This is a genomic window from Blautia sp. An249 (assembly GCF_002159835.1).
GTDB lineage: Bacteria > Bacillota > Clostridia > Lachnospirales > Lachnospiraceae > Blautia_A > Blautia_A avistercoris.
Genome location: NZ_NFJL01000001.1, coordinates 329085 through 350094 on the forward strand (window position 1 = coordinate 329085; position 21010 = coordinate 350094).

Annotated in this window: 17 protein-coding genes; 15 read left to right on the top strand and 2 right to left on the bottom strand. The window is 44.5% G+C overall.

Annotated features, from left to right (window positions below; all coding sequences use genetic code 11):
• The gene (locus tag B5F53_RS01640) at window positions 1–2361 is read left to right on the top strand and encodes an HAD-IC family P-type ATPase (RefSeq protein WP_087218771.1); all 2361 of its coding nucleotides are present in this window, start codon (window positions 1–3) and stop codon (window positions 2359–2361) included.
• A 70-nt stretch (window positions 2362–2431) separates the two neighbouring features.
• Here B5F53_RS01640 and B5F53_RS01645 read toward each other — a convergent pair whose 3' ends face one another.
• Complete coding sequence (locus tag B5F53_RS01645) at window positions 2432–3253, bottom strand: histidinol-phosphatase HisJ family protein (protein ID WP_204246888.1); 822 nt, start codon at window positions 3251–3253, stop codon at window positions 2432–2434.
• A gap of 190 nt (window positions 3254–3443) precedes the next feature.
• Between B5F53_RS01645 and gap the strand changes: the two genes are divergently transcribed.
• The 11 genes from gap (at window position 3444) to B5F53_RS01700 (ending at window position 17268) form a co-directional block, all read left to right on the top strand.
• Window positions 3444–4457 carry a type I glyceraldehyde-3-phosphate dehydrogenase gene (gene gap / locus B5F53_RS01650; protein WP_087218776.1) on the top strand — a complete coding sequence of 338 codons (1014 nt, stop codon included), beginning with the start codon at window positions 3444–3446 and terminating at the stop codon, window positions 4455–4457.
• Window positions 4458–4545: 88 nt separating this feature from the next.
• The gene (locus tag B5F53_RS01655; protein ID WP_087218779.1) at window positions 4546–5751 is read left to right on the top strand and encodes a phosphoglycerate kinase; all 1206 of its coding nucleotides are present in this window, start codon (window positions 4546–4548) and stop codon (window positions 5749–5751) included.
• Between the two features lie 129 nt (window positions 5752–5880).
• The gene (tpiA, locus tag B5F53_RS01660) at window positions 5881–6633 is read left to right on the top strand and encodes a triose-phosphate isomerase (RefSeq protein WP_087218783.1); all 753 of its coding nucleotides are present in this window, start codon (window positions 5881–5883) and stop codon (window positions 6631–6633) included.
• A 158-nt stretch (window positions 6634–6791) separates the two neighbouring features.
• Window positions 6792–8105, top strand: coding sequence for a homoserine dehydrogenase (locus tag B5F53_RS01665; protein WP_087218786.1), 1314 nt, complete (start codon window positions 6792–6794; stop codon window positions 8103–8105).
• A 70-nt stretch (window positions 8106–8175) separates the two neighbouring features.
• Window positions 8176–9714: a 2,3-bisphosphoglycerate-independent phosphoglycerate mutase gene (gene gpmI / locus B5F53_RS01670; RefSeq protein ID WP_087218789.1), complete on the top strand. Its 1539-nt coding sequence runs from the start codon at window positions 8176–8178 to the stop codon at window positions 9712–9714.
• A gap of 1084 nt (window positions 9715–10798) precedes the next feature.
• The gene (gene eno / locus B5F53_RS01675) at window positions 10799–12136 is read left to right on the top strand and encodes a phosphopyruvate hydratase (protein WP_087218791.1); all 1338 of its coding nucleotides are present in this window, start codon (window positions 10799–10801) and stop codon (window positions 12134–12136) included.
• Window positions 12137–12239: 103 nt separating this feature from the next.
• The gene (gene secG, locus B5F53_RS01680) at window positions 12240–12473 is read left to right on the top strand and encodes a preprotein translocase subunit SecG (RefSeq protein ID WP_087218794.1); all 234 of its coding nucleotides are present in this window, start codon (window positions 12240–12242) and stop codon (window positions 12471–12473) included.
• A 62-nt stretch (window positions 12474–12535) separates the two neighbouring features.
• Window positions 12536–14725 carry a ribonuclease R gene (rnr, locus tag B5F53_RS01685; protein ID WP_087218796.1) on the top strand — a complete coding sequence of 730 codons (2190 nt, stop codon included), beginning with the start codon at window positions 12536–12538 and terminating at the stop codon, window positions 14723–14725.
• Window positions 14698–15168 (top strand): SsrA-binding protein SmpB, encoded by a 471-nt coding sequence (gene smpB, locus B5F53_RS01690; RefSeq protein ID WP_087218800.1) that lies wholly within the window; start codon window positions 14698–14700, stop codon window positions 15166–15168. Before rnr ends, smpB begins: the two co-directional genes overlap by 28 nt.
• 10 nt (window positions 15169–15178) lie before the next feature.
• Complete coding sequence (locus tag B5F53_RS01695; RefSeq protein WP_087218803.1) at window positions 15179–15943, top strand: sugar phosphate isomerase/epimerase family protein; 765 nt, start codon at window positions 15179–15181, stop codon at window positions 15941–15943.
• A 23-nt stretch (window positions 15944–15966) separates the two neighbouring features.
• Entirely contained in the window at window positions 15967–17268 is a 1302-nt protein-coding gene (locus tag B5F53_RS01700; RefSeq protein WP_087218805.1) for a 4Fe-4S dicluster domain-containing protein, read from the top strand.
• On the opposite strand, the gene B5F53_RS01705 is transcribed toward B5F53_RS01700, so the two are convergent.
• Window positions 17258–18145: an RluA family pseudouridine synthase gene (locus tag B5F53_RS01705; protein WP_087218808.1), complete on the bottom strand. Its 888-nt coding sequence runs from the start codon at window positions 18143–18145 to the stop codon at window positions 17258–17260. The genes B5F53_RS01700 and B5F53_RS01705 overlap by 11 nt on opposite strands.
• A gap of 246 nt (window positions 18146–18391) precedes the next feature.
• On the opposite strand from B5F53_RS01705, the gene cbiD reads away from it, so the two are divergent.
• Genes cbiD through cobM form a run of 3 tightly spaced genes read left to right on the top strand, consistent with a single transcriptional unit; the run spans window position 18392 to window position 21010 of the window.
• Window positions 18392–19585: a cobalt-precorrin-5B (C(1))-methyltransferase CbiD gene (gene cbiD / locus B5F53_RS01710; RefSeq protein ID WP_087219073.1), complete on the top strand. Its 1194-nt coding sequence runs from the start codon at window positions 18392–18394 to the stop codon at window positions 19583–19585.
• Entirely contained in the window at window positions 19561–20250 is a 690-nt protein-coding gene (cobI, locus tag B5F53_RS01715; RefSeq protein ID WP_087218811.1) for a precorrin-2 C(20)-methyltransferase, read from the top strand. The genes cbiD and cobI overlap by 25 nt, the downstream gene beginning before the upstream one ends.
• Window position 20251: 1 nt before the next feature.
• Window positions 20252–21010, top strand: coding sequence for a precorrin-4 C(11)-methyltransferase (cobM, locus tag B5F53_RS01720; RefSeq protein WP_087218814.1), 759 nt, complete (start codon window positions 20252–20254; stop codon window positions 21008–21010).

Consider the following 21010-nt stretch of genomic DNA (forward strand, 5'->3'; position numbering starts at 1 on the left):
ATGACAGGATTAACGAAGGAACAAGTTCAGCAGAGGATCGATGCAGGGCAGATTAACCGGAATGAAGAACCCAATACCAGAACGTATAAGCAGATTATACGGGAGAATGTACTGACTTTTTTTAACTTTTTAAATGTGGTTCTGCTGGTATTGGTACTTCTGGTGGGCTCCTATAAAAATTCCATGTTTATGGGAATTATTATTATTAACACGGTTATCGGAATCGTTCAGGAGGTAAGAGCCAAGAAGACCATTGATAAGCTGGCCATATTAACGGCCAGTAAAAATGTGGTGGTCCGGGAAGGACAGAAATGGAATGTGCCCACAGAAGAGATCGTCATTGACGATATTGTATATCTGAAAGCAGGGGAACAGGTGCCGGCAGATGCGGAGGTTCTGGAGGGAAGTCTGGAAGTCAACGAGTCTTTGCTTACAGGGGAATCCGATAACCTGGTAAAGGGCCGTGGAGACGGACTTTATTCGGGCAGCTTTGTCACGGCCGGAAATGCTTACTGCAAGATTATTCATGTGGGAAAAGAGAATTATGCCTCTCAGATTACAAGTGAAGCCAAGGAATTTAAGAAGCATAATTCGGAGCTTCGCAATGCTTTAAATAAAATCCTGAAGGTAATCAGTATTATTATTCTGCCGTTGGGAATTGTGCTCTTCTATAAGCAGTATCAGATTGTAGGAGACACCTTTGCCAACTCCGTTGTGAGTACTGTGGCGGCTGTTCTGGGCATGATTCCGGAAGGACTGGTTCTTCTGACCAGTGTGGCTCTGACTCTGGGGGCTCTGACTCTGGCCCGGAAGAAAACGCTGGTACAGGAGCTGTACTGCATTGAGACGCTGGCCCGGGTAGATACCCTTTGCCTGGATAAAACAGGAACAATTACAGAAGGCAGTATGCGGGTGGAAAAAGTAGAGCTTCTGGAAAAAGAAGAAGATTCCTGGGATTCGGAGAAAGTTTCCCGGGTAATGGGAAATCTGATGGGCGTTCTTCAGGATGAAAATGCTACCTCGGATGCGATGCGGGAGCATTTTAAGGTACGCCGGGACTTTGTTCTGAATCATCGGATTCCCTTTTCATCAGAGAGAAAATACAGCGGGGCCTGTTATGAAGACGGCACTTATTTCATAGGCGCTGCGCAGTTCCTGTTTCCGGAAGGCGAGGAAGAACTGCTGGAGAAGTGCAGCAGATACAGCCAGGAAGGGCTGAGGATTCTGGTTCTGGCATACAGCCCCAATAAAAATCGAAGCACGGAGCTTCCGGAGGGTCTGCGGCCTTATGCCCTTCTGCTTCTGACGGATGTAATACGTCAGGAAGCTCCGGAAACCCTGCAGTTTTTTGCAAAACAGGGAGTAGACTTAAAGGTTATCTCCGGAGACGATCCGGTGACAGTTTCTGCGATTGCGAAAAAAGCAGGCCTTGAAAATGCGGAAAACTATATAGATGCCACCACCATTCAGACGGAAGAGGAAATGGCCCGGGCGGTGGCATCCTGCAGCGTGTTCGGCAGGGTGACGCCCCAGCAGAAAAAGCAGATGGTACTGGCTTTGAAGGAGCAGGGACATACGGTGGCCATGACCGGAGACGGGGTAAATGACGTATTGGCTTTAAAGGAATCCGACTGCAGCATTGCTATGGCGGCAGGAAGCGACGCGGCGAAAAATATTGCCAATGTGGTTTTACTGGACTCCAATTTCGGAGCAATGCCTCATATTGTGAATCAGGGCCGGCGGGTGGTAAACAATATCCGTATGGCGGCCTCCATGTTTCTGATTAAAACTATTTTTTCCGTCTGTCTGTCGCTTCTGACTATTTTCTTTGGGGATATGTACCCCTTTGAGCCGATTCAGATGTCTTTAATCAGCGCCTGTGCAGTGGGAATCCCAACGTTCCTTCTGGCTCAGGAGCGAAACTATAATAAGATTGATCACACCTTCCTGAGACATGTGTTTATTAACGCATTTCCGGCGGCTGTGACGATTACCGCCTGTGTATTCGCGGTTATGCTGGTTTGTCAGGGAGTATATCACTCCAATGAAATGTTAAATACTGCCTGCGTGCTGGTGACGGGATGGAATTATATGGCGGCTTTAAAGACGGTATATTCCCCTTTGAGCCGTTATCGTAAGATCATTATTTACGGCATGCAGTTTATCTTCTTCGGAGGGGCTGTGGTGCTGCAGAACCTGCTGAATCTGGGCTCACTGGAATTCGGCATGATTATTCTGGTCTTTCTGCTGATGATTTTCTCTCCGGTGGTCATAGACGCAATTACGTCTCTGTTAAAACGGCTGTATGAAAAATCCAGAAAAAGAAAGGAACAGAAAGCCGCTCTGGCGGTGAGAAGATAGAAAAGAGAAGGGCTGTCTCTCCTTATGGAGGGGCAGCCCGGTTTGCATATTACAGAGAATGATTCTGTTTTCAGTCGAGAGGCAGAAACTGCGGCCTGCGGTTTTGAAAAACTGTGTAGTGGGTAAAACCGCAGGACTTTAACAGGTCGGGAAGTTTATGAAAGTCAAAGGCAATATTGCCGGGAATATGGGCGTCCGATCCAATCGTCAGTATTTCTCCCCCGAGCTGACGGTAGCGGGTTAAAATTTCTTCGCAGGGATTGGGGTGGCCAAGCCCGTAGTGAAATCCTCCGGTGTTCACTTCCAGTCCGACGTTTCTGGAGATCAGGGTCCGGAGAATTTCCTCCAGAATTTCCTCATAGCGTCCATAGGTGTAAAACTTATTTTTATTGGGGCCGTAGCGAACCACATAGTCAATATGTCCGTAAACGTCCATCTGATCAAAAACTTTCAGATTGTCCAGGATGGATTCAAAATAGGAGGTATAGGCTTCTTCCTCGGTACGATCTTCGTAAAAAGCAGGATAATAGGGATCGCATCCGTCTGTTACATGAGAGGATCCGATAACGAAATCAAACTCCCATTCTTTCAGAAGCGCCTGATGACGGGAGGCAAGATGGGGCTGAAGGCCCAGTTCCAGTCCGAATCTTAAATCTATGGAATCTTTATATTTTTCCTTCAATTCCACTAGTCGGTTCCGATAGGCGGGGATGTCCAGGTCAAAAGCAGTATGTTCGGGAGTGGGAGGAAAATCCCAGTCCAGATGTTCCGTAAAGCACATAAGGGAGAGACCTCTGGCAATGCCCTCCTGTATCATAGTTTCCATGGGGATTTCTCCATCGCCGGAAAAATCGGAGTGGAGATGAAAATCTGCCATAATCTTTCTGCTCATTGTTATATTCTCCTTAAAAATAATGGATCTTACAGACCCAGTATAGCATAAATCTGCCACTTCTGATAAATTTTTAGGAAAATAGTCTTGAATTTTTAGATAAAATTGGTTACAATACAACTTAGGTTGGCGTTTCGTTAATAAGGTGTGAGAAACGCAAATTTTACCTTAAAAATAGGAGGAATTTATCATGGCAGTAAAAGTTGCAATTAATGGATTCGGACGTATTGGACGTCTTGCTTTCAGACAGATGTTTGGAGCAGAAGGTTATGAAGTAGTTGCTATCAACGACTTAACTTCTCCAAAAATGTTAGCTCATTTATTAAAATATGATTCTACTCAGGGCAGATATGCACTGTGCGATAAAGTAGAAGCAGGCGAAGACTCCATCATCGTTGACGGTAAAGAAATCAAAATCTATGCAAAAGCAGACGCTTCTGAACTTCCCTGGGGAGAAATCGGCGTAGACGTTGTATTAGAGTGTACAGGTTTCTATACATCCAAAGAAAAAGCTTCTGCTCACTTAAAAGCAGGCGCTAAGAAAGTCGTTATTTCTGCTCCGGCTGGTAACGATCTGCCTACAATCGTATATAACGTAAACCATGACACATTAACAAAAGATGATCATATCATCTCCGCAGCTTCCTGTACAACAAACTGCTTAGCACCTATGGCAAAAGCTTTAAATGACTTAGCACCGGTTAAATCTGGTATCATGTGCACCATCCACGCTTACACAGGCGATCAGATGACTCTGGACGGACCTCAGAGAAAAGGTGATTTAAGAAGAAGCCGTGCTGCAGCTGTAAATATTGTTCCTAACAGCACAGGTGCTGCAAAAGCTATCGGTCTTGTTATTCCGGAACTGAATGGTAAATTAATCGGTTCTGCACAGCGTGTACCTACTCCTACAGGTTCTACAACAATCTTAACAGCAGTTGTTGAAGGAAACGTAACAGTTGATCAGATTAACGCAGCTATGAAAGCAGCTTCCAATGAATCTTTCGGATACAACGAAGATGAAATCGTATCCAGCGACATCGTTGGTATGAAATATGGTTCTCTGTTCGATGCTACTCAGACAATGGTTCTTCCATTAGAGAACGGCACAACAGAAGTACAGGTTGTTTCCTGGTATGACAATGAAAACTCTTACACAAGCCAGATGGTAAGAACAATCAAACATTTCGGAACATTACTGTAATTGTTATAAGAATTATAGACTCATTAAGGGTCCGGTCTTGTATGGGCCGGACCCTTTTATCATGGAACAAAAAGGAAGGAGTATCCCTATGTTAAATAAAAAATCAGTTGATGATATTAATGTAAAAGGAAAAAAAGTCCTGGTAAGATGTGATTTTAATGTTCCTCTGAAAGAAGGAAAGATCACAGACGAAAACCGTCTGGTAGCCGCTCTTCCTACAATTAAAAAATTAATCGCAGACGGCGGAAAAGTGATTCTCTGCTCTCATTTGGGAAAACCCAAAGGAGAACCGAAACCGGAATTATCTCTGGCTCCTGTTGCTGTAAGACTTTCTGAGCTTCTGGGACAGGAAGTAAAATTCGCAGCAGATCCGGAAGTAGTCGGACCAAATGCAAAAGCCGCTGTAGAAGCTATGGCAGACGGAGATGTGGTTTTACTGGAAAATACACGTTATCGTGTGGAAGAAACGAAAAACGGCGAAGCATTCAGCAAAGAACTGGCTTCTTTATGCGAAGTGTTCGTAAATGATGCATTTGGAACTGCACACAGAGCACACTGCTCTAATGTAGGTGTAACTCAGTATGTGGATACTGCAGTAGTAGGCTACTTAATGCAGAAGGAAATCGACTTCCTGGGCAATGCAGTAGAAAATCCAACCCGTCCTTTCGTTGCTATCTTAGGCGGAGCAAAAGTTGCAGATAAATTAAATGTAATCTCCAACCTTCTGGAAAAATGCGATACTTTAATTATCGGCGGCGGTATGGCTTATACCTTCCTGAAAGCGCAGGGAAAAGAAGTCGGAAAATCTTTAGTAGATGATACCAAACTGGATTACTGCAAAGAAATGACAGAAAAAGCAGAAAAATTAGGCAAGAAACTTCTGCTTCCCATTGATACAGCAGTTGCACCGGAATTCCCCAACCCGATTGATGCAGAAATTGCCGTTTCCAACGTATCTGTTGACGCAATGCCAGCAGAAGAATTAGGACTGGACATCGGACCGGAAACAGCAAAACTTTATGCGGATGCCGTAAAATCTGCAAAAACAGTTGTGTGGAACGGACCGATGGGTGTATTTGAAAACCCGGTTCTGGCACAGGGAACCATTGCAGTTGCAAAAGCTTTAGCTGAAACAGATGCAACCACCATCATCGGCGGCGGCGACTCTGCAGCAGCCGTAAATCAGTTGGGATTCGGCGATAAAATGAGCCACATTTCCACAGGCGGCGGCGCATCCCTGGAATTCCTGGAAGGAAAAGAACTCCCAGGCGTAGCAGCAGCCAACGATAAATAGAGCACTTAGCGATTGGCAAGCCGAAGGCGCAGACAGAGTTTCGTGTGAATTTAGTTCGAGGGAACTTAATGAAGACGAGCGAGAGCAAAGTGCGGAAAAAGTGCAGATTCAGGTAAAGGAGAAGATAGAATGGCAAGAAAGAAAATTATTGCAGGAAACTGGAAAATGAATATGACTCCCAGCGAAGCTGTAGAGTTGGTAAATACTTTAAAACCTCTGGTAGCTAATGAGGAAGCGGACGTTGTATTTTGCGTACCGGCCATTGACATTGTACCTGTAGCAGAAGCCTGCAAAGGTTCTAACATCCAGGTGGGCGCTGAGAATATGTATTTTGAGGAAAAGGGTGCTTACACCGGAGAAATTTCCCCGAACATGCTGGTAGATGCCGGAGTAAAATATGTAATTCTCGGACATTCTGAAAGAAGAGGATATTTCGGCGAAACCGATGCAGATATTAACAAAAAAATGCATAAAGCATTTGAACACAATCTGATCCCGATTATGTGCTGTGGAGAGTCTCTGGAGCAGAGAGAACAGGGAGTAACCATGGACTTCATCCGTCAGCAGGTAAAAATTGGCTTCCAGGGACTGACAGCAGATCAGGCAAAACAGGCAGTCATCGCTTATGAACCGATTTGGGCTATCGGAACAGGAAAAACTGCTACAACGGAACAGGCGCAGGAAGTATGCAAAGGAATCCGCGAATGCATCGCAGAAGTATACGATGCTGCAACAGCAGAAGCAATCCGGATTCAGTACGGCGGATCAGTAAACGCTGCAACAGCAGCAGACTTATTCGCTCAGGAAGATATTGACGGCGGATTAGTCGGAGGCGCTGCTTTAAAACCAGACTTCGGAAAGATTGTAAACTATAATAAATAAGTAAGAATGGAAAAGGGCCGGCGCAAAGATTTGCGCGCCCTTTTCTTTTTTCAAATCTACTTTGAAGAAAAGCGCTGTCGTGCAGAAGAAAGTTGACAAAAATGGTTTTCTAACCTAAGATAAGTACAGACGAATTGATTTATGAAGGAGAAAAGGCTATGGAGCAGGAAAAGATTGTGTATGCAGCCTTATTAGGGCTGGGAACTGTAGGAGGCGGCGTCTATAAGGTATTAAAAAGCCAGGAGTCGGAAACAGAGAAAAAACTGGGAACACAGATCAAAATAAAAAAGATTCTGGTTCGGAATACAGAGAAAGCGGCAGGTAAACTTCCAGAAGAAGACAGAGGACTTCTGACCAATTCCTGGGAGGAAATCCTTCAGGATCCGGAAATTTCCATTGTCATTGAACTGGTTGGAGGAATCAAAGCTGCGAAAACCTATATTTCAGAAGCTCTTCAGGCCGGAAAACACGTGGTAACGGCCAATAAAGACTTAATTGCTGTTCATGGAAAAGAATTATTTGACCTGGCGGAAGAAAATAACCGGGATTTCCTTTTTGAAGCAGCAGTGGCAGGAGGGATTCCGATTATCCGTCCTTTAAAACAGTGTCTGGCAGGAAACCATATGACAGAGGTTATGGGAATTGTCAATGGAACGACCAATTTCATCTTAACGAAAATGAGCCAGGAGGGAATGGAGTTTGAAGAGGCTCTGGCTCTTGCTACGGATTTGGGCTATGCGGAAGCAGATCCTACGGCAGATATTGAAGGGATTGACGCGGGAAGGAAAGTGGCAATTCTGGCTTCAGTGGCATTTAATTCCCGGGTGGTTCTTGATGACGTATATATTGAGGGAATTACAAAAATAACAGCTACCGATATTCGTTATGCTTCAGAAATGGGATGTGCCATTAAACTTCTGGGCGTAGCGCGCAACACACAAGACGGAATTGAGGCTTACGTAAGTCCGATGCTGATCCCAAGCTCTCATCCTCTTTCTTCTGTCAATGATTCCTATAACGCCGTATTTGTTCACGGAGACGCGGTGGAAGACGCTATGTTCTTTGGCAGAGGGGCAGGAGAGCTTCCTACGGCCAGCGCAGTCGTAGGAGATGTGTTCGACGTAGTCAGAAATATGAGTTATAACTGCAGCGGAAGAATTTCCTGTACCTGTTATAAACAGATTCCGGTTAAGAAAATGGAAGATACCTACAATCGTTTTTTCTTAAGACTGAGAGTGGAAGACCGGTGCGGTGTACTGGCAGAACTGACCAGTGTTTTTGCAAAGAACCATGTCAGCGTGGCACAGATTATACAGAAAGATGCAAAATCCAAAGAAGAGGCAGAAATTGTGGTAATTACCTCCCGGGTAAGAGAAGGAGATATTCAGAAAGCTCTTTCTGAAATAGCAACGAAGGAATGCGTACGTAAAGTTTCGGCTATGATCCGGGTTTATGCAAAAGAAAATGAATAAAAGATTGCATTTATCAGGCAATTAATACTATAATAATGGCCATAGAAGAGAAAGGAGAAAGGAACAAATTATGAATAAAAGACCTACGGTTTTAATGATTTTAGATGGATATGGTTTAAATAAAAAGCAGGAACACAATGCGGTATTCGAGGGAAAAACCCCGGTTATGGACAAGCTGATGAAAGAATATCCCTTCGTAGAGGGATATGCCAGCGGTCTGGCAGTGGGACTTCCGGACGGCCAGATGGGAAATTCTGAAGTCGGCCATATGAATATGGGCGCAGGAAGAATTGTATATCAGGAATTAACAAGAATTACAAAAGAGATCGAAGACGGAGATTTCTTCCAGAACGAAGCGCTTCTGGCAGCTATGAAAAACGCGAAAGAAAACGACTCAGCCATTCACTTTATGGGCCTTCTTTCCGACGGAGGCGTACACAGCCACAATACCCATTTATACGGACTTCTGGAAATGGCAAAGAAAAACGGACTTTCCAAAGTCTACGTGCATTGTTTCCTGGATGGACGTGATACTCCGCCTGCATCCGGAAAGAGCTATATAGAAGAGCTTCAGGCTAAAATGAAGGAAATCGGCGTTGGTGAAATCGGCGTGGTTTCCGGACGTTATTATGCAATGGACAGGGATAACCGCTGGGATCGTGTGGAGAAAGCTTACCGCGCCCTTGTACATGGGGAAGGGGTAAAAGGAAGCGATGCGGCAGAAGCTGTTCAGAAATCCTACGATGAGGGAACAACCGATGAATTCGTAGTTCCTACTGTTATGGTAAAAGACGGAAAGCCTGTAACAGTTATTTCAGATAAAGATTCCGTGGTATTCTTTAACTTCCGTCCGGACCGTGCAAGAGAGATTACCAGAGCATTCTGCGACAATGAGTTCAGCGGTTTCCAGAGAGAGAAGAAACTGGACGTGACCTTCGTCTGCTTTACCGACTATGATGAAACCATAGAGAACAAACTGGTTGCATTCCACAAGGTTGCTTTAAAGAATACTTTCGGCGAATATCTGGCAGCGCACAATATGACTCAGGTACGTATTGCAGAAACAGAAAAATATGCTCATGTAACGTTCTTCTTTAACGGAGGAGTAGAAGAGCCCAATGCCGGCGAAGATCGGATCCTGGTGAAATCTCCTAAGGTTGCCACCTATGACTTACAGCCCCAGATGAGCGCACCTCAGGTCTGCGACAAACTGGTAGAAGCCATTAAATCCGGAAAATATGATGTGGTTATTGTAAACTTTGCAAATCCTGATATGGTTGGACATACAGGAGTTGAGAGCGCAGCTATTGCAGCCATTGAAGCAGTGGATGAATGTGTGGGAAGAACGGTAGAAGCTATTAAAGAAGTAAATGGACAGATGTTTATCTGCGCGGATCATGGAAACGCAGAACAGTTGGTAGATTATGAGACAGGAGATCCATTTACCGCACACACAACCAATCCGGTTCCCTTTATTCTGGTAAATGCAGATCCGGCATACAGCCTGAAAGAGGGCGGATGTCTGGCAGATATTGTCCCCACTTTAATTGAACTGATGGGAATGGAAAAACCGGCAGAAATGACTGGAACTTCCCTTCTGAAAAAATAAGAAATCATTTTTTAGAAACGGATAAGAGCCATTAGATTTTATATCTGAAATCTAATGGCTCTTTAAAACTGTGTGTCCAATGGACGTTACCTCTCTTTCTGAAATTTGGTTCAATCCTTTTGCTTAAAACATTTTTCCGGTATTCTTTGATAATCTCTTTCTCTATATCTTTTGCCTGCGCCTTGCAATTGACATATTGTAGGTGGGGATACTATCTAATCTTTTCCGCCATCTAAACGTATCTGACAATTAGGAAACGAATCATTTATGGTATCTACCGTCTAAACGTATCCGGTATAAAAGATGATAGATTTCTATTAGAAAACCCTCTCTGATACGCTATCCAATACCATATTTTCGTTTTCAGCTTCCTTATCGGAATATGTAACGGCGGTCAGGAAATCTTTTCGGTTTCCGTTTCCTTTTTTCGTTGGACACTTAAGTCTTACTTTCAGGAATCAGAAGAATATAAATATTACTATACTTTAAAAAATAATGATATTAATTTACTTAATATAACTTTTATTCTTTAAAAATTATAGAGGCTGAATATTTATATCGTTATCCAACTATACAAATGGTTCTTTGCAACCGTTTCTTAGTCTTACGAAAATATTTCTGATATGATATGCAGTACCTGGCCTCTAAGAGTTTTAGAAAATAAATATTATTTTCGTTATATTATCAAATGTTACCTTCAAAAATACTTTTTAGTACAAGGGTCGCACCTTCTTTCTTTAAGATTTTATTTTGGGTATTTCTTTACGTTTCTGGTGGTCCGTACCTTCCTTTCTTTAAATTATGAGGTAAACCATATCGTTTTCGGTGGTCTCTCCTCCTTCTTTTTCTTTCTGTTTGTTTATGTTGTTATAATAGCAGAAAATATATGATATGTCAATATAAAAATAGAAAAAAGTTAAAAAAACATAAATTAAACTATTAAGTAGAAATAAAAAATATAAATAATCAGAAAATAATAAAATAATTAAAAAATTGATGCGATAACTAAAAGACAAATCGGGAGGATATTTTTCGGGAATTCACACATACTAGGACAAAAGCGATAGATTTAGGAGGGATGTTCATGTTTCGATACTTACCGATAAGAAAAGTACACGCAAGACAAGTATTGGACTCCAGAGGAAATCCTACCGTAGAAGTTGAAGTTACTGTTGGAGAAGGGATCGTTGGGATCAATGGATATACAGCAAAAGCAATTGTTCCTTCAGGAGCCTCAACAGGAAAATTTGAGGCTGTGGAATTAAGAGACGGAGTAAAAGACAAATACGTAGGTTTAGGAGTAGAAAAGGCGGTTAATAATGTAAATACCAGACTGTCTGAGGCAATCCTGGGAGAAAACGCCCTGAATCAGGAAGTGATTGACCGGATTCTGATTGATACAGACGGAACAGAAAATAAAAGCAGCGCAGGAGCCAATGCGATGCTGGGAGTATCCATGGCAGTAGCCAGAGCGGCAGCTCTGGCCCTGAGAATTCCGCTTTATCAGTATATCGGTGGATGTCATACCTGCCGTCTGCCGGTTCCTATGATGAATATTTTAAATGGAGGACGGCATGCGGACAATACGGTGGATCTGCAGGAATTTATGATTATGCCAGTGGGAGCAGACAGCTTTTCCAAAGCCCTGCAGATGTGCGCGGAAGTTTATCAGTTCTTAAAAATCCTGCTGAAGGAAAACAGACTTTCCACAGGGGTGGGAGACGAGGGCGGCTTTGCGCCGGACATTGCTGATTCTTCGGAAGTTCTCAGATTCATGGTAGAGGCAGTGGAAAAGGCAGGCTATACGGCGGGAAAAGATATTTTCTTCGCCATTGACGCAGCCGCCAGTGAACTCTATGATGAAGAGAAACACATCTATTATTTCCCCGGAGAAAGCAAAATGAGCGGGGAAAAGGTGCAGAGGGACGGACAGGAAATGATTGCCTATTATGAAGAGCTGATTGAACAGTTCCCCATTGTCTCCATCGAAGACGGGCTTCATGAAGATGACTGGGAAGGATGGACTTCTATGACAGAGAAACTGGGGAAAAAGATCCAGTTGGTCGGGGACGACTTGTTTGTAACCAATAAAAAGAGGCTCAATTGCGGCATTAAACTTAAGGCAGCCAATGCTATTTTAGTGAAGGTAAATCAGATAGGAACTCTGACAGAGGCGCTGCAGGCAGTGGAGCTTGCCCATCGAAATGGGTACAATGCGGTAATTTCCCACAGATCCGGGGAAACGGAAGACCCCTTTATTGCAGATTTGGCCGTTGCCACCGGCGCCGGGCAGATCAAAGCAGGAGCGCCCTGCCGATCCGACCGGAACGCAAAATATAATCAGCTTTTGAGAATCGAGGAATATCTGGGAGAACAGGCTGTTTATGAAGCGCCTTCTTTTGGTTGGGGGAGCGAAAAATAAGATTCCATGGCTGTCACAGATTTTTCAAAAATATCCAAGTTTGTTGTTGAAATCCTGAAACTCCTATGCTAAAATATGCTTTAGTTGATTAGGAGGTAAGGACATGGAGATTTTAAGAATTATTTTGACAGTATTGTTTGTAATAGATTGTCTTGGTCTTACAGTTGTCGTTTTGATGCAGGAGGGTAAACAACAGGGACTCGGGGCGATAGCCGGTATGGCAGATACCTATTGGGGCAAGAATAAAGGCCGTTCCATGGAAGGCGGACTGGTAAAAGCCACAATCATTATGGGTGTGCTGTTTATCGGATTAGCACTTGTTTTAAATTTAATCTGAAATCGGAAAACACTCTTGCGGGGAAGCAAGAGTGTTTTTTATGTAATACAAAAAGGAGCAGAATGAATAAAAAAGTAATCGAAAAAAGAAAGAAAATATTACTGGATATTATGGGAGATCCCATTTACCGTCCCATGCGGCTAAGAGAGCTGGCAATGCTTTTAAATGTGCCGAGACCGGAGCGGAAAGCTCTCTATGAAATCCTGGACGCCCTTATTGAAGAAGGCAAGGCCAGCCTGGACAATAAGGGCCGCTACCGGAAAGGGAAAACATCGGAAGGCAAAGTTCTGGAAGGTACCTTTGTGGGAAATTCCAGAGGCTTTGGATTTGTAGAGATTCCTGATGAGGAAGAGGATATTTTCATTCCCGAAGAAGCCACGGGCACGGCCATGCATATGGATAAGGTGCAGGTCAGCCTAAAGGAAGAAGGAAAAGAGGGGCGCAGACGGGAAGGACAGATCGTAAAAGTTTTAGAGCGGGGAATTACAGAAGTGGTGGGGACCTTTGACAAAAGCCAGAACTATGGGTTTGTAATAAGCGACAATCCCAGGTTTTCCAAAGACATTTTTATTCCGAAAGAGTTTTCCCATGGAGCTTCTCATGGAGATAAAGTAATCGCCGTTATTACCGATTATGGAAGCAGCAATAAGAATCCGGAAGGAAAAATCACAGAAGTGCTGGGAAATATTAATACGCCGGGAACCGATATTTTAGCCATTGCCAAAGGATTCGGACTTCCCACAGAGTTTCCGCCCAGAGTACTGAATCAGGCCGGGAAGATGAAAGATCATGTGATTGAAAGTGACTTCCAGGGACGTATGGATTTGCGGAAATGGACCATTGTAACCATTGACGGAGAAGATGCAAAAGATCTGGATGATGGAATTTCCCTTACGAAAGAAGGGAAAACCTATCATCTGGGTGTTCACATTGCAGATGTAAGCAATTATGTACAGGCAAAAAGCGCGTTAGATCGGGAAGCGTTAAAAAGAGGCACCAGTGTATATCTGACCGACCGTGTGATTCCCATGCTGCCGGTGGAATTATCCAATGGGATCTGTTCGCTGAATCAGGGAGAGGACAGGCTGGCGTTAAGCTGTCTGATTGACATTGATGAAAAGGGAAAAGTCTTAAAGCATCAGATTGTGGAGTCTGTGATCTGTGTGGAGCAGAGAATGACCTATACAGATGTGAAGAATATTCTGGAAGATACAGACAAAGAAGCGAAGGCAAAATACGCGGATTTAGTTCCTCTGTTTCACAGAATGGCCAGACTGTCGCAGGTTCTGAGAGAGAAAAGAAAGAAGCGGGGAGCTATTGACTTTGATTTCCCGGAGAGTAAAATTGTATTAAATGCCAGCGGAAAGCCGGTGGAGATTAAAGCTTATGAGCAGAATGTGGCAACGCGGATTATTGAGGACTTTATGCTTCTGGCCAATGAAACGGTGGCGGAAGAATTCTGTAAAAGAGGGTATCCTTTTGTCTACCGGGTACATGAAAATCCGGATCCGGAAAAGACAGAGGCTTTACTGACCCTTCTGCGCAGTCATGGGATTTCCGTTCAGAAGAAGAGACAGGAGATTACTCCCAAGGAAATACAGACCGTATTACACGATCTGGAAGGGAAGCAGGAAGAGGCTCAGATTAGCCGGCTGATCTTAAGAACGATGAAACAGGCCCGCTACACCACAGACTGTATGGGCCATTTCGGACTGGCGGCAAAATATTACTGCCATTTCACATCGCCTATCCGACGGTATCCGGACTTACAGATTCACCGGATTATTAAAGATCACATAAGAGGCCGGATGAGTAAAGAAAAAATTGCAGCATACCGGGAGTTCCTGGATGATGTGGCAGAACAGTCCAGCGTGATGGAGCGCAGGGCAGAAGAAGCGGAAAGAGAAGTGGAAAAACTGAAAAAAGCAGAATATATGTCTTATCATATCGGAGAAATATACGAGGGAATTATCTCCGGTGTGACCGGATGGGGCTTTTATGTGGAACTTCCCAATACGGTGGAAGGCCTGGTTCATGTAAACAGCCTTCAGGACGATTATTACGTTTATGACAAAGAAAACCATGTTCTTTCCGGGGAAATGACCAGAAAGAAATATGGTCTGGGGGATACGGTAACAGTGCGGGTGGCAGATACGGACTGTGTACTGAAAACCATTGATTTTGTGCTTGTAAAGAAAGAGGATGAACAGAGGGAGGAAGAAGGATGGCCAAGGAATCCCAGAACCGATTAATCGCAAATAATAAAAAGGCTTATCACGATTATTTTATTGAAGACACTTATGAGGCGGGAATTTCTCTCGCCGGAACAGAAGTAAAATCCCTTCGGATGGGAAAATGCAGCATTAAGGAATCTTTTGTCCGAATTGAAAAAGGAGAAGTTTATATTTACGGAATGCATATCAGTCCCTATGAGAAGGGGAATATTTTTAATAAGGATCCTTTAAGAACCAGAAAACTTCTGCTTCATCAGTATGAAATCCGTAAAATAGAAGGGAAGATTAAAGAAAAAGGATTCACTCTGGTTCCACTGAAAGTGTATTTTAAAGGAAGTCTGGTAAAGGTGGAAATCGGCGTTGCCCGGGGAAAGAAACTCTATGACAAGCGTCAGACCATTGCAAAAAAAGATCAGCGAAGAGAAGCAGAACGGGATTTCAAGGTGAAAAACCTTTACTAGAGGAAACACTATGATTTATATTTCACATTTAATGGAAGATGAGATTCTGGCAGAATTGCTGGAAGAAGGAAGAAAACGCGGGGAAGTCCTGGGAGTGGAATCCATTGAGTTCGGGATTGGGTTCGAGCTGGATAAGCTGCCCCAAACGCTGAAATCCTATGAGAAGCGTCTGGAGAAACTGGGGCGGCCTCCCCTGACTCTGCACGGGCCTTTTCTGGATTTAAACGGGGCCAGTTATGATACACGGATACAGAAAGCCACAAAGGAGAGGTTTCAGCAGGCTTATGACGCGGCCGAATATCTGGGGGCATCCAAAATTGTTTATCATTCCGGCTTTATTCCTCAGATTTATCTGGAAGAAGGCTGGGCGGAGAGAATGGCTCAGTTCTGGACAGAATTTCTGGATGGAAAAGGGGAATCCATCCAGATCTGTATGGAAAATGTTCTGGACAGAAATTACAGATTGGTAAGGGAAGTCTGTAAAAGGATCAATCATCCGGCTTTTGCTCTGTGTCTGGATATTGGCCATGCCCATGTATACTCTCCTTATCCTGTGGAAGAGTGGATAGTGGAGCTGGGAAAATATACAGGCCATATCCATCTTCATGATAACCGGAAAGATAAGGATTCCCATCTGGCTTTGGGGGAGGGAACCATCCCGGTGGAAAAGGCGTTAAAACTTCTGAAGAAGCACTGCAGCCAGGCTACCTGTACGCTGGAAAACAGAACAAAAGAAGAGGTGCTGCAGTCGTTGGAGAGAATAGGAATAATGTAAGAACAAAAAAGAGGTGAAACATTATGGGACATATTACATCAAGACAGGCTTATAAGAGCCTGGAGGAGAGAATTAACTGGTTTACACAGGGAGCCCCGCCTTCAGAAACTCTTTACAAAATTCTGCAGGTACTGTATACGGAAAAGGAAGCCAAATGGATGGCTCTTCTTCCTGTCCGTCCCTTTACCGCGAAGAAAGCGGCAAAAATCTGGAGAACTACCGAATATAAGGCGGAAAAGGTACTGGAGCATCTCTGTGAGAAGGCTCTTCTGGTAGATTCTTACCACAATGGGGTGCGAAAATTTGTAATGCCGCCGCCAATGGCCGGATTCTTTGAATTTGCCCTTATGAGAACCAGAGGGGATATTGATCAGAAATATTTAAGTGAACTGTATTATCAGTATATGAATGTGGAAGAAGATTTTGTAAAGGATCTGTTCTATGCCACAGAGACCAGACTGGGCCGGGTTTACGTTCAGGAACCGGTACTTAGCAGCGAGAATGCCCTGCACATTCTGGATTATGAACGGGCCAGCTATATTTTAGACGAAGCAGAATACATAGGACTGGGAACCTGTTACTGCCGTCATAAAATGCTTCATGCCGGACATCCCTGCGAGATTAACGCGCCTCTGGACGTGTGTCTGACCCTGGGAAACGTGGCTCGATCTCTGGCACAAAACGGCGGATTTGCCCGCCTGATTGATAAAGCAGAGGCAAGAGACGTACTGGAACGATCCTATGCGGCCAATCTGGTGCAGATCGGAGAAAACGTGCAGAATAATCCCATGTTTATCTGCAACTGCTGCGGATGCTGCTGTGAAGCGCTGCAGGCGGCCAGAAAATTCAGCCCCATGCAGCCAGTGGCCACCACCAACTATCAGCCAAAGGTAAAACAGGAAACCTGTATCGGATGTGGAAAATGTGAGAAAGTCTGCCCCATTCTGGCTATATCCATGGAAGAAGGGGAAAACGGAAAGAAAAAACCGGTAATTGATATGGATATTTGTCTCGGCTGCGGCGTCTGCGCCAATAATTGTCCCACAAAGGCGATAGAGATGGAGAGAAGACCGGTACAGGTCATTACTCCCGTAAACAGTACCCACCGATTTGTTCTGCAGGCCATTGAAAAGGGAACTTTGCAGAACCTGGTATTTGACAATCATGCCTTTGCCAACCACAGAGCCATGGCCGCAGTATTCGGGGTTATTTTAAGCCTGCCGCCTCTGAAGCAGGCTCTGGCCAGCAAGCAGTTTAAATCCATTTATCTGGATAAACTGCTGTCCAGTCAGGTGAATAAAAAGAAAAAACAGATTAAAGAATAAACGCTCTGTAAAAATCTTCAGGAACCGGTGCTGTAAACAGCATCGGTTTTTTGGTGATGGGATGGGGAAAAGATAACTGGTAAGAGTGCAGGGCCTGGCGTTTAATCTTCTGATATTCCGGATAGTAAAGATAATCTCCCAAAAGAGGATAACCCAGGTATTTCATATGCACCCGAATCTGATGCGTACGTCCTGTCTCCAGGTTTAACTGCATAAGGGAATTTCCCTGGGAAACGGCCAGCCGCTGATAATGGGTTACGGCGGATTCTCCCTTTTGAAAATCCACCTGTCTTTCTATAACAGAATCCGGTTTTCTGGCAATGGGGGCAGAAATAACGCCTTTGCGGGGTGCCGTTCCTTTTACAATGGCCAGATAGGTGCGTTTTACCTGGCGCTTCTGAAGCGAGGCAGACAGTAAAGCTGCGCTTAAAGCATTTTTGGCCAGGATCAAAGCTCCGGTGGTATCCCGATCCAATCGGTTCAGACAGCGGTAGACAAAGGTCTCCTCCTGCTGCTGATAATACCAAGCTACCGCATTGGCCAGAGTATTATCCGGATTTCCCATGGAGGGATGGATGGGCATATCCGCCGGCTTATTGACTACCAGTATGTCCTCGTCTTCGTAGAGAATTCCAAAAGGCAGGTTTACAGGAAGAATTTCAGAGTCAGATTCCTTTTCCCTCAGATGAACAGTCAGAAGATCTCCGGCTTTCAGTCGGGTGTTTCCGTAAGCAGGGACTCCGTTATTTAAGATACTGCCGGGAAACTGCTTCATTCCTGTGAGAATATGGCGGGAATATCCCTGTGATTTTAAAAAATTCAATATGGTGGAGGATTCCTCCGCATTTGTTATCTGATAAGTAAATGTCCGTTTCATGCCAGTATCATATCATAAAGTGCATAAAAGAAACAGTGCAGAATTGACTTTTTATAGACAAAATTATATAATAAAAGCGTTGAAGAAGAGCTGAAAAACAAGACATACTGCGACAACTGGGAGTCTGAAATAAGAAAATTACAGGTTTGTTGTCAAACGACAGGAAACCTGTTTTTATGTTATACAGGATTGAAGGAGAAGAGGAGTTGAAGTGGGCCTGCCCACTTTGTTTATGTAGTGGGAAATATGGATTTTAAAACAGGAATTGAAGATTATTACGTAATAAAAAATAATAAGAAACTGCGGTTTGGATTTACCACGGGAACCTGTGCGGCAGCAGCGGCAAAGGCAGCGGTGAGAATGCTTTTATCGGGAGAAAGGGTTATGGAAATTCCTCTTCTGACACCAAAGGGAATTCTCCTTCATCTTCCCGTGGAAGACATCCGGGAGGAGGACAGCGCGGTATCCTGCGCCGTCCGTAAAGACGCCGGGGACGATCCGGATACCACCAACGGAATCCTGATTTATGCCAGAGTGCAGAAGCAAAAGACTGCCGAAATTGTGGTAGACGGAGGCATTGGTGTGGGAAGAGTAACCAGACCGGGACTGGAACAGAAGGTGGGCGATGCGGCCATTAACCAGGTTCCCCTTACCATGATTCAAAAGGCGGCTTCCGAAGAGGCGTCCCGGGCAGATTACGAAGGCGGACTGAAGATTATCATCTCTGTCCCCCGGGGAGAGGAAATTGCGAAAAAAACCTTTAATCCCAGGTTGGGAATCCAGGGCGGCATTTCCATTTTAGGAACCACCGGCATTGTGGAGCCTATGAGCGAGAAAGCGCTGATTGAGAGTATCCGGGTGGAGATGCGCCAGAGAAAGGAGCAGGGAGAAGACTACCTGCTGATGACTCCGGGAAACTATGGGGCGGCTTATCTGAAAGAACAGATGTCCCTGCCCTTTGAGAAGAACATCAAGTGCAGCAATTATATCGGAGAAACCATTGACATGGCAATCGACATGGGGGTGCGGGGGATTCTGTTTATTTCCCATATCGGAAAATTTGTAAAGGTAGCCGCCGGGATTATGAACACCCATTCCCACAGCGCGGATGCAAGGATGGAGGTTTTATGCTCCAATGCCATACGCGCCGGAGGGGATCTGGATGCAGCCCGGAAAATTCTGGCCTGCAATACCACAGATGAAGCTCTGGAGGTCTTAAGGGAGGCCGGGATTTTAAAAGAAACCATGGAAGAAATTTTAACGAGGATTCAGTTTTATCTGGATCACCGTTCTTATGAACAGATTTTGCTGGGAGCGGTTCTGTTTTCCAATGAACAGGGATATTTGGGACAGACCCGAGACGCAAAAAAGCTGATTACATATCTGAAAAAAGAAAAAAAGACAGGAGAAAACGTATGCAGGGAAAATTATACGGAGTAGGAGTAGGACCGGGAGATCCGGAATTATTAACCTTAAAGGCGATGAGACTGATAAAAGAAGCGCCGGTTATCGCAGTGCCGGCAGAGGAGCCGAAAAAAAGCGTGGCCTATCAAATTGTGGTGCAGGCATATCCTCAGTTGGAGGAAAAAAAGCTGCTGGCTGTTTCCATGCCCATGACAAAAGATAAGAAAAAACTGGAAGAAAGCCACAATGCAGGGGCAAAAATAATCAAAGATGTGCTGGATGAGGGGAAGGATGTGGTTTTCCTGACTCTGGGAGACCCAACGGTATATTCCACCTATCTCTATATTCATAAGCGAATCTGCGCTATGGGATATGAGACGGAGATCGTCAGCGGAATTGCTTCTTTCTGTGCGGTTTCTGCCCGGCTAAACCAGGGACTGGTGGAAAAGGCTCAGCCTCTGCATGTGATTCCGGCCTCTTATCAGGTTGAGGAAGCCCTGAAGCTTCCCGGAACCAAAGTGTTAATGAAGGCCGGGAAGAAGATGAAACAGGTAAAAGAACAGATGAAGATTTTAGGCGAAGAGGGTATGATGATTGAAAACTGCGGAATGGAAAACGAGAAGATTTACCGCAGTGTGGAAGAAATTCCGGATGATGCGGGATATTATTCCCTTATTATTGTAAAGGATAAGGAGGATTAACATGGTACATTTTGTGGGAGCAGGACCGGGAGCGCCGGATTTAATAACTCTGAGGGGAAAGACATTTTTAGAGCAGGCAGATGTGATTATTTATGCAGGCTCCCTTGTAAATCCCCAGCTTTTATCCTACGCAAAGGAGGAATGTCAGGTTTATAACAGCGCTCACATGACTTTGGAAGAAGTCATTGCTGTTATGGAACAGGCAGAAGAAGAAGGAAAGACGACCGTGCGTCTTCACACCGGGGATCCCTGTATTTACGGGGCCATCCGGGAGCAGATGGACATTCTGGATGAAAAGAAGATAGCTTACGATTCCTGTCCGGGCGTCAGCTCTTTCTGCGGAGCTGCCTCAGCTCTGGATTTGGAATATACCCTTCCGGAGATTTCCCAGAGCGTTATTATCACCAGAATGGCCGGGAGAACCCCGGTTCCGCCAAAGGAGAGCATTGAATCCTTTGCGGCTCATCAGGCAACCATGGTTGTCTTTTTAAGCACCGGTATGCTGGAAGAATTAAGCCAAAGACTGATTGCAGGGGGGTATAAGGAAGACACCCCGGCGGCCATTGTCTACAAAGCCACCTGGGAGGATGAAAAAACTTTTGTATGTACGGTGGGAACCCTGGCAGAGACAGCCAGGGAAAATCAGATTACAAAGACAGCATTAATGATAATTGGAGACGCGGTAAAGACCAGCCATTACGACCGTTCCAAACTGTACGATCCGGAATTTACCACGGAATTCCGAAAGGGAACAAAATAA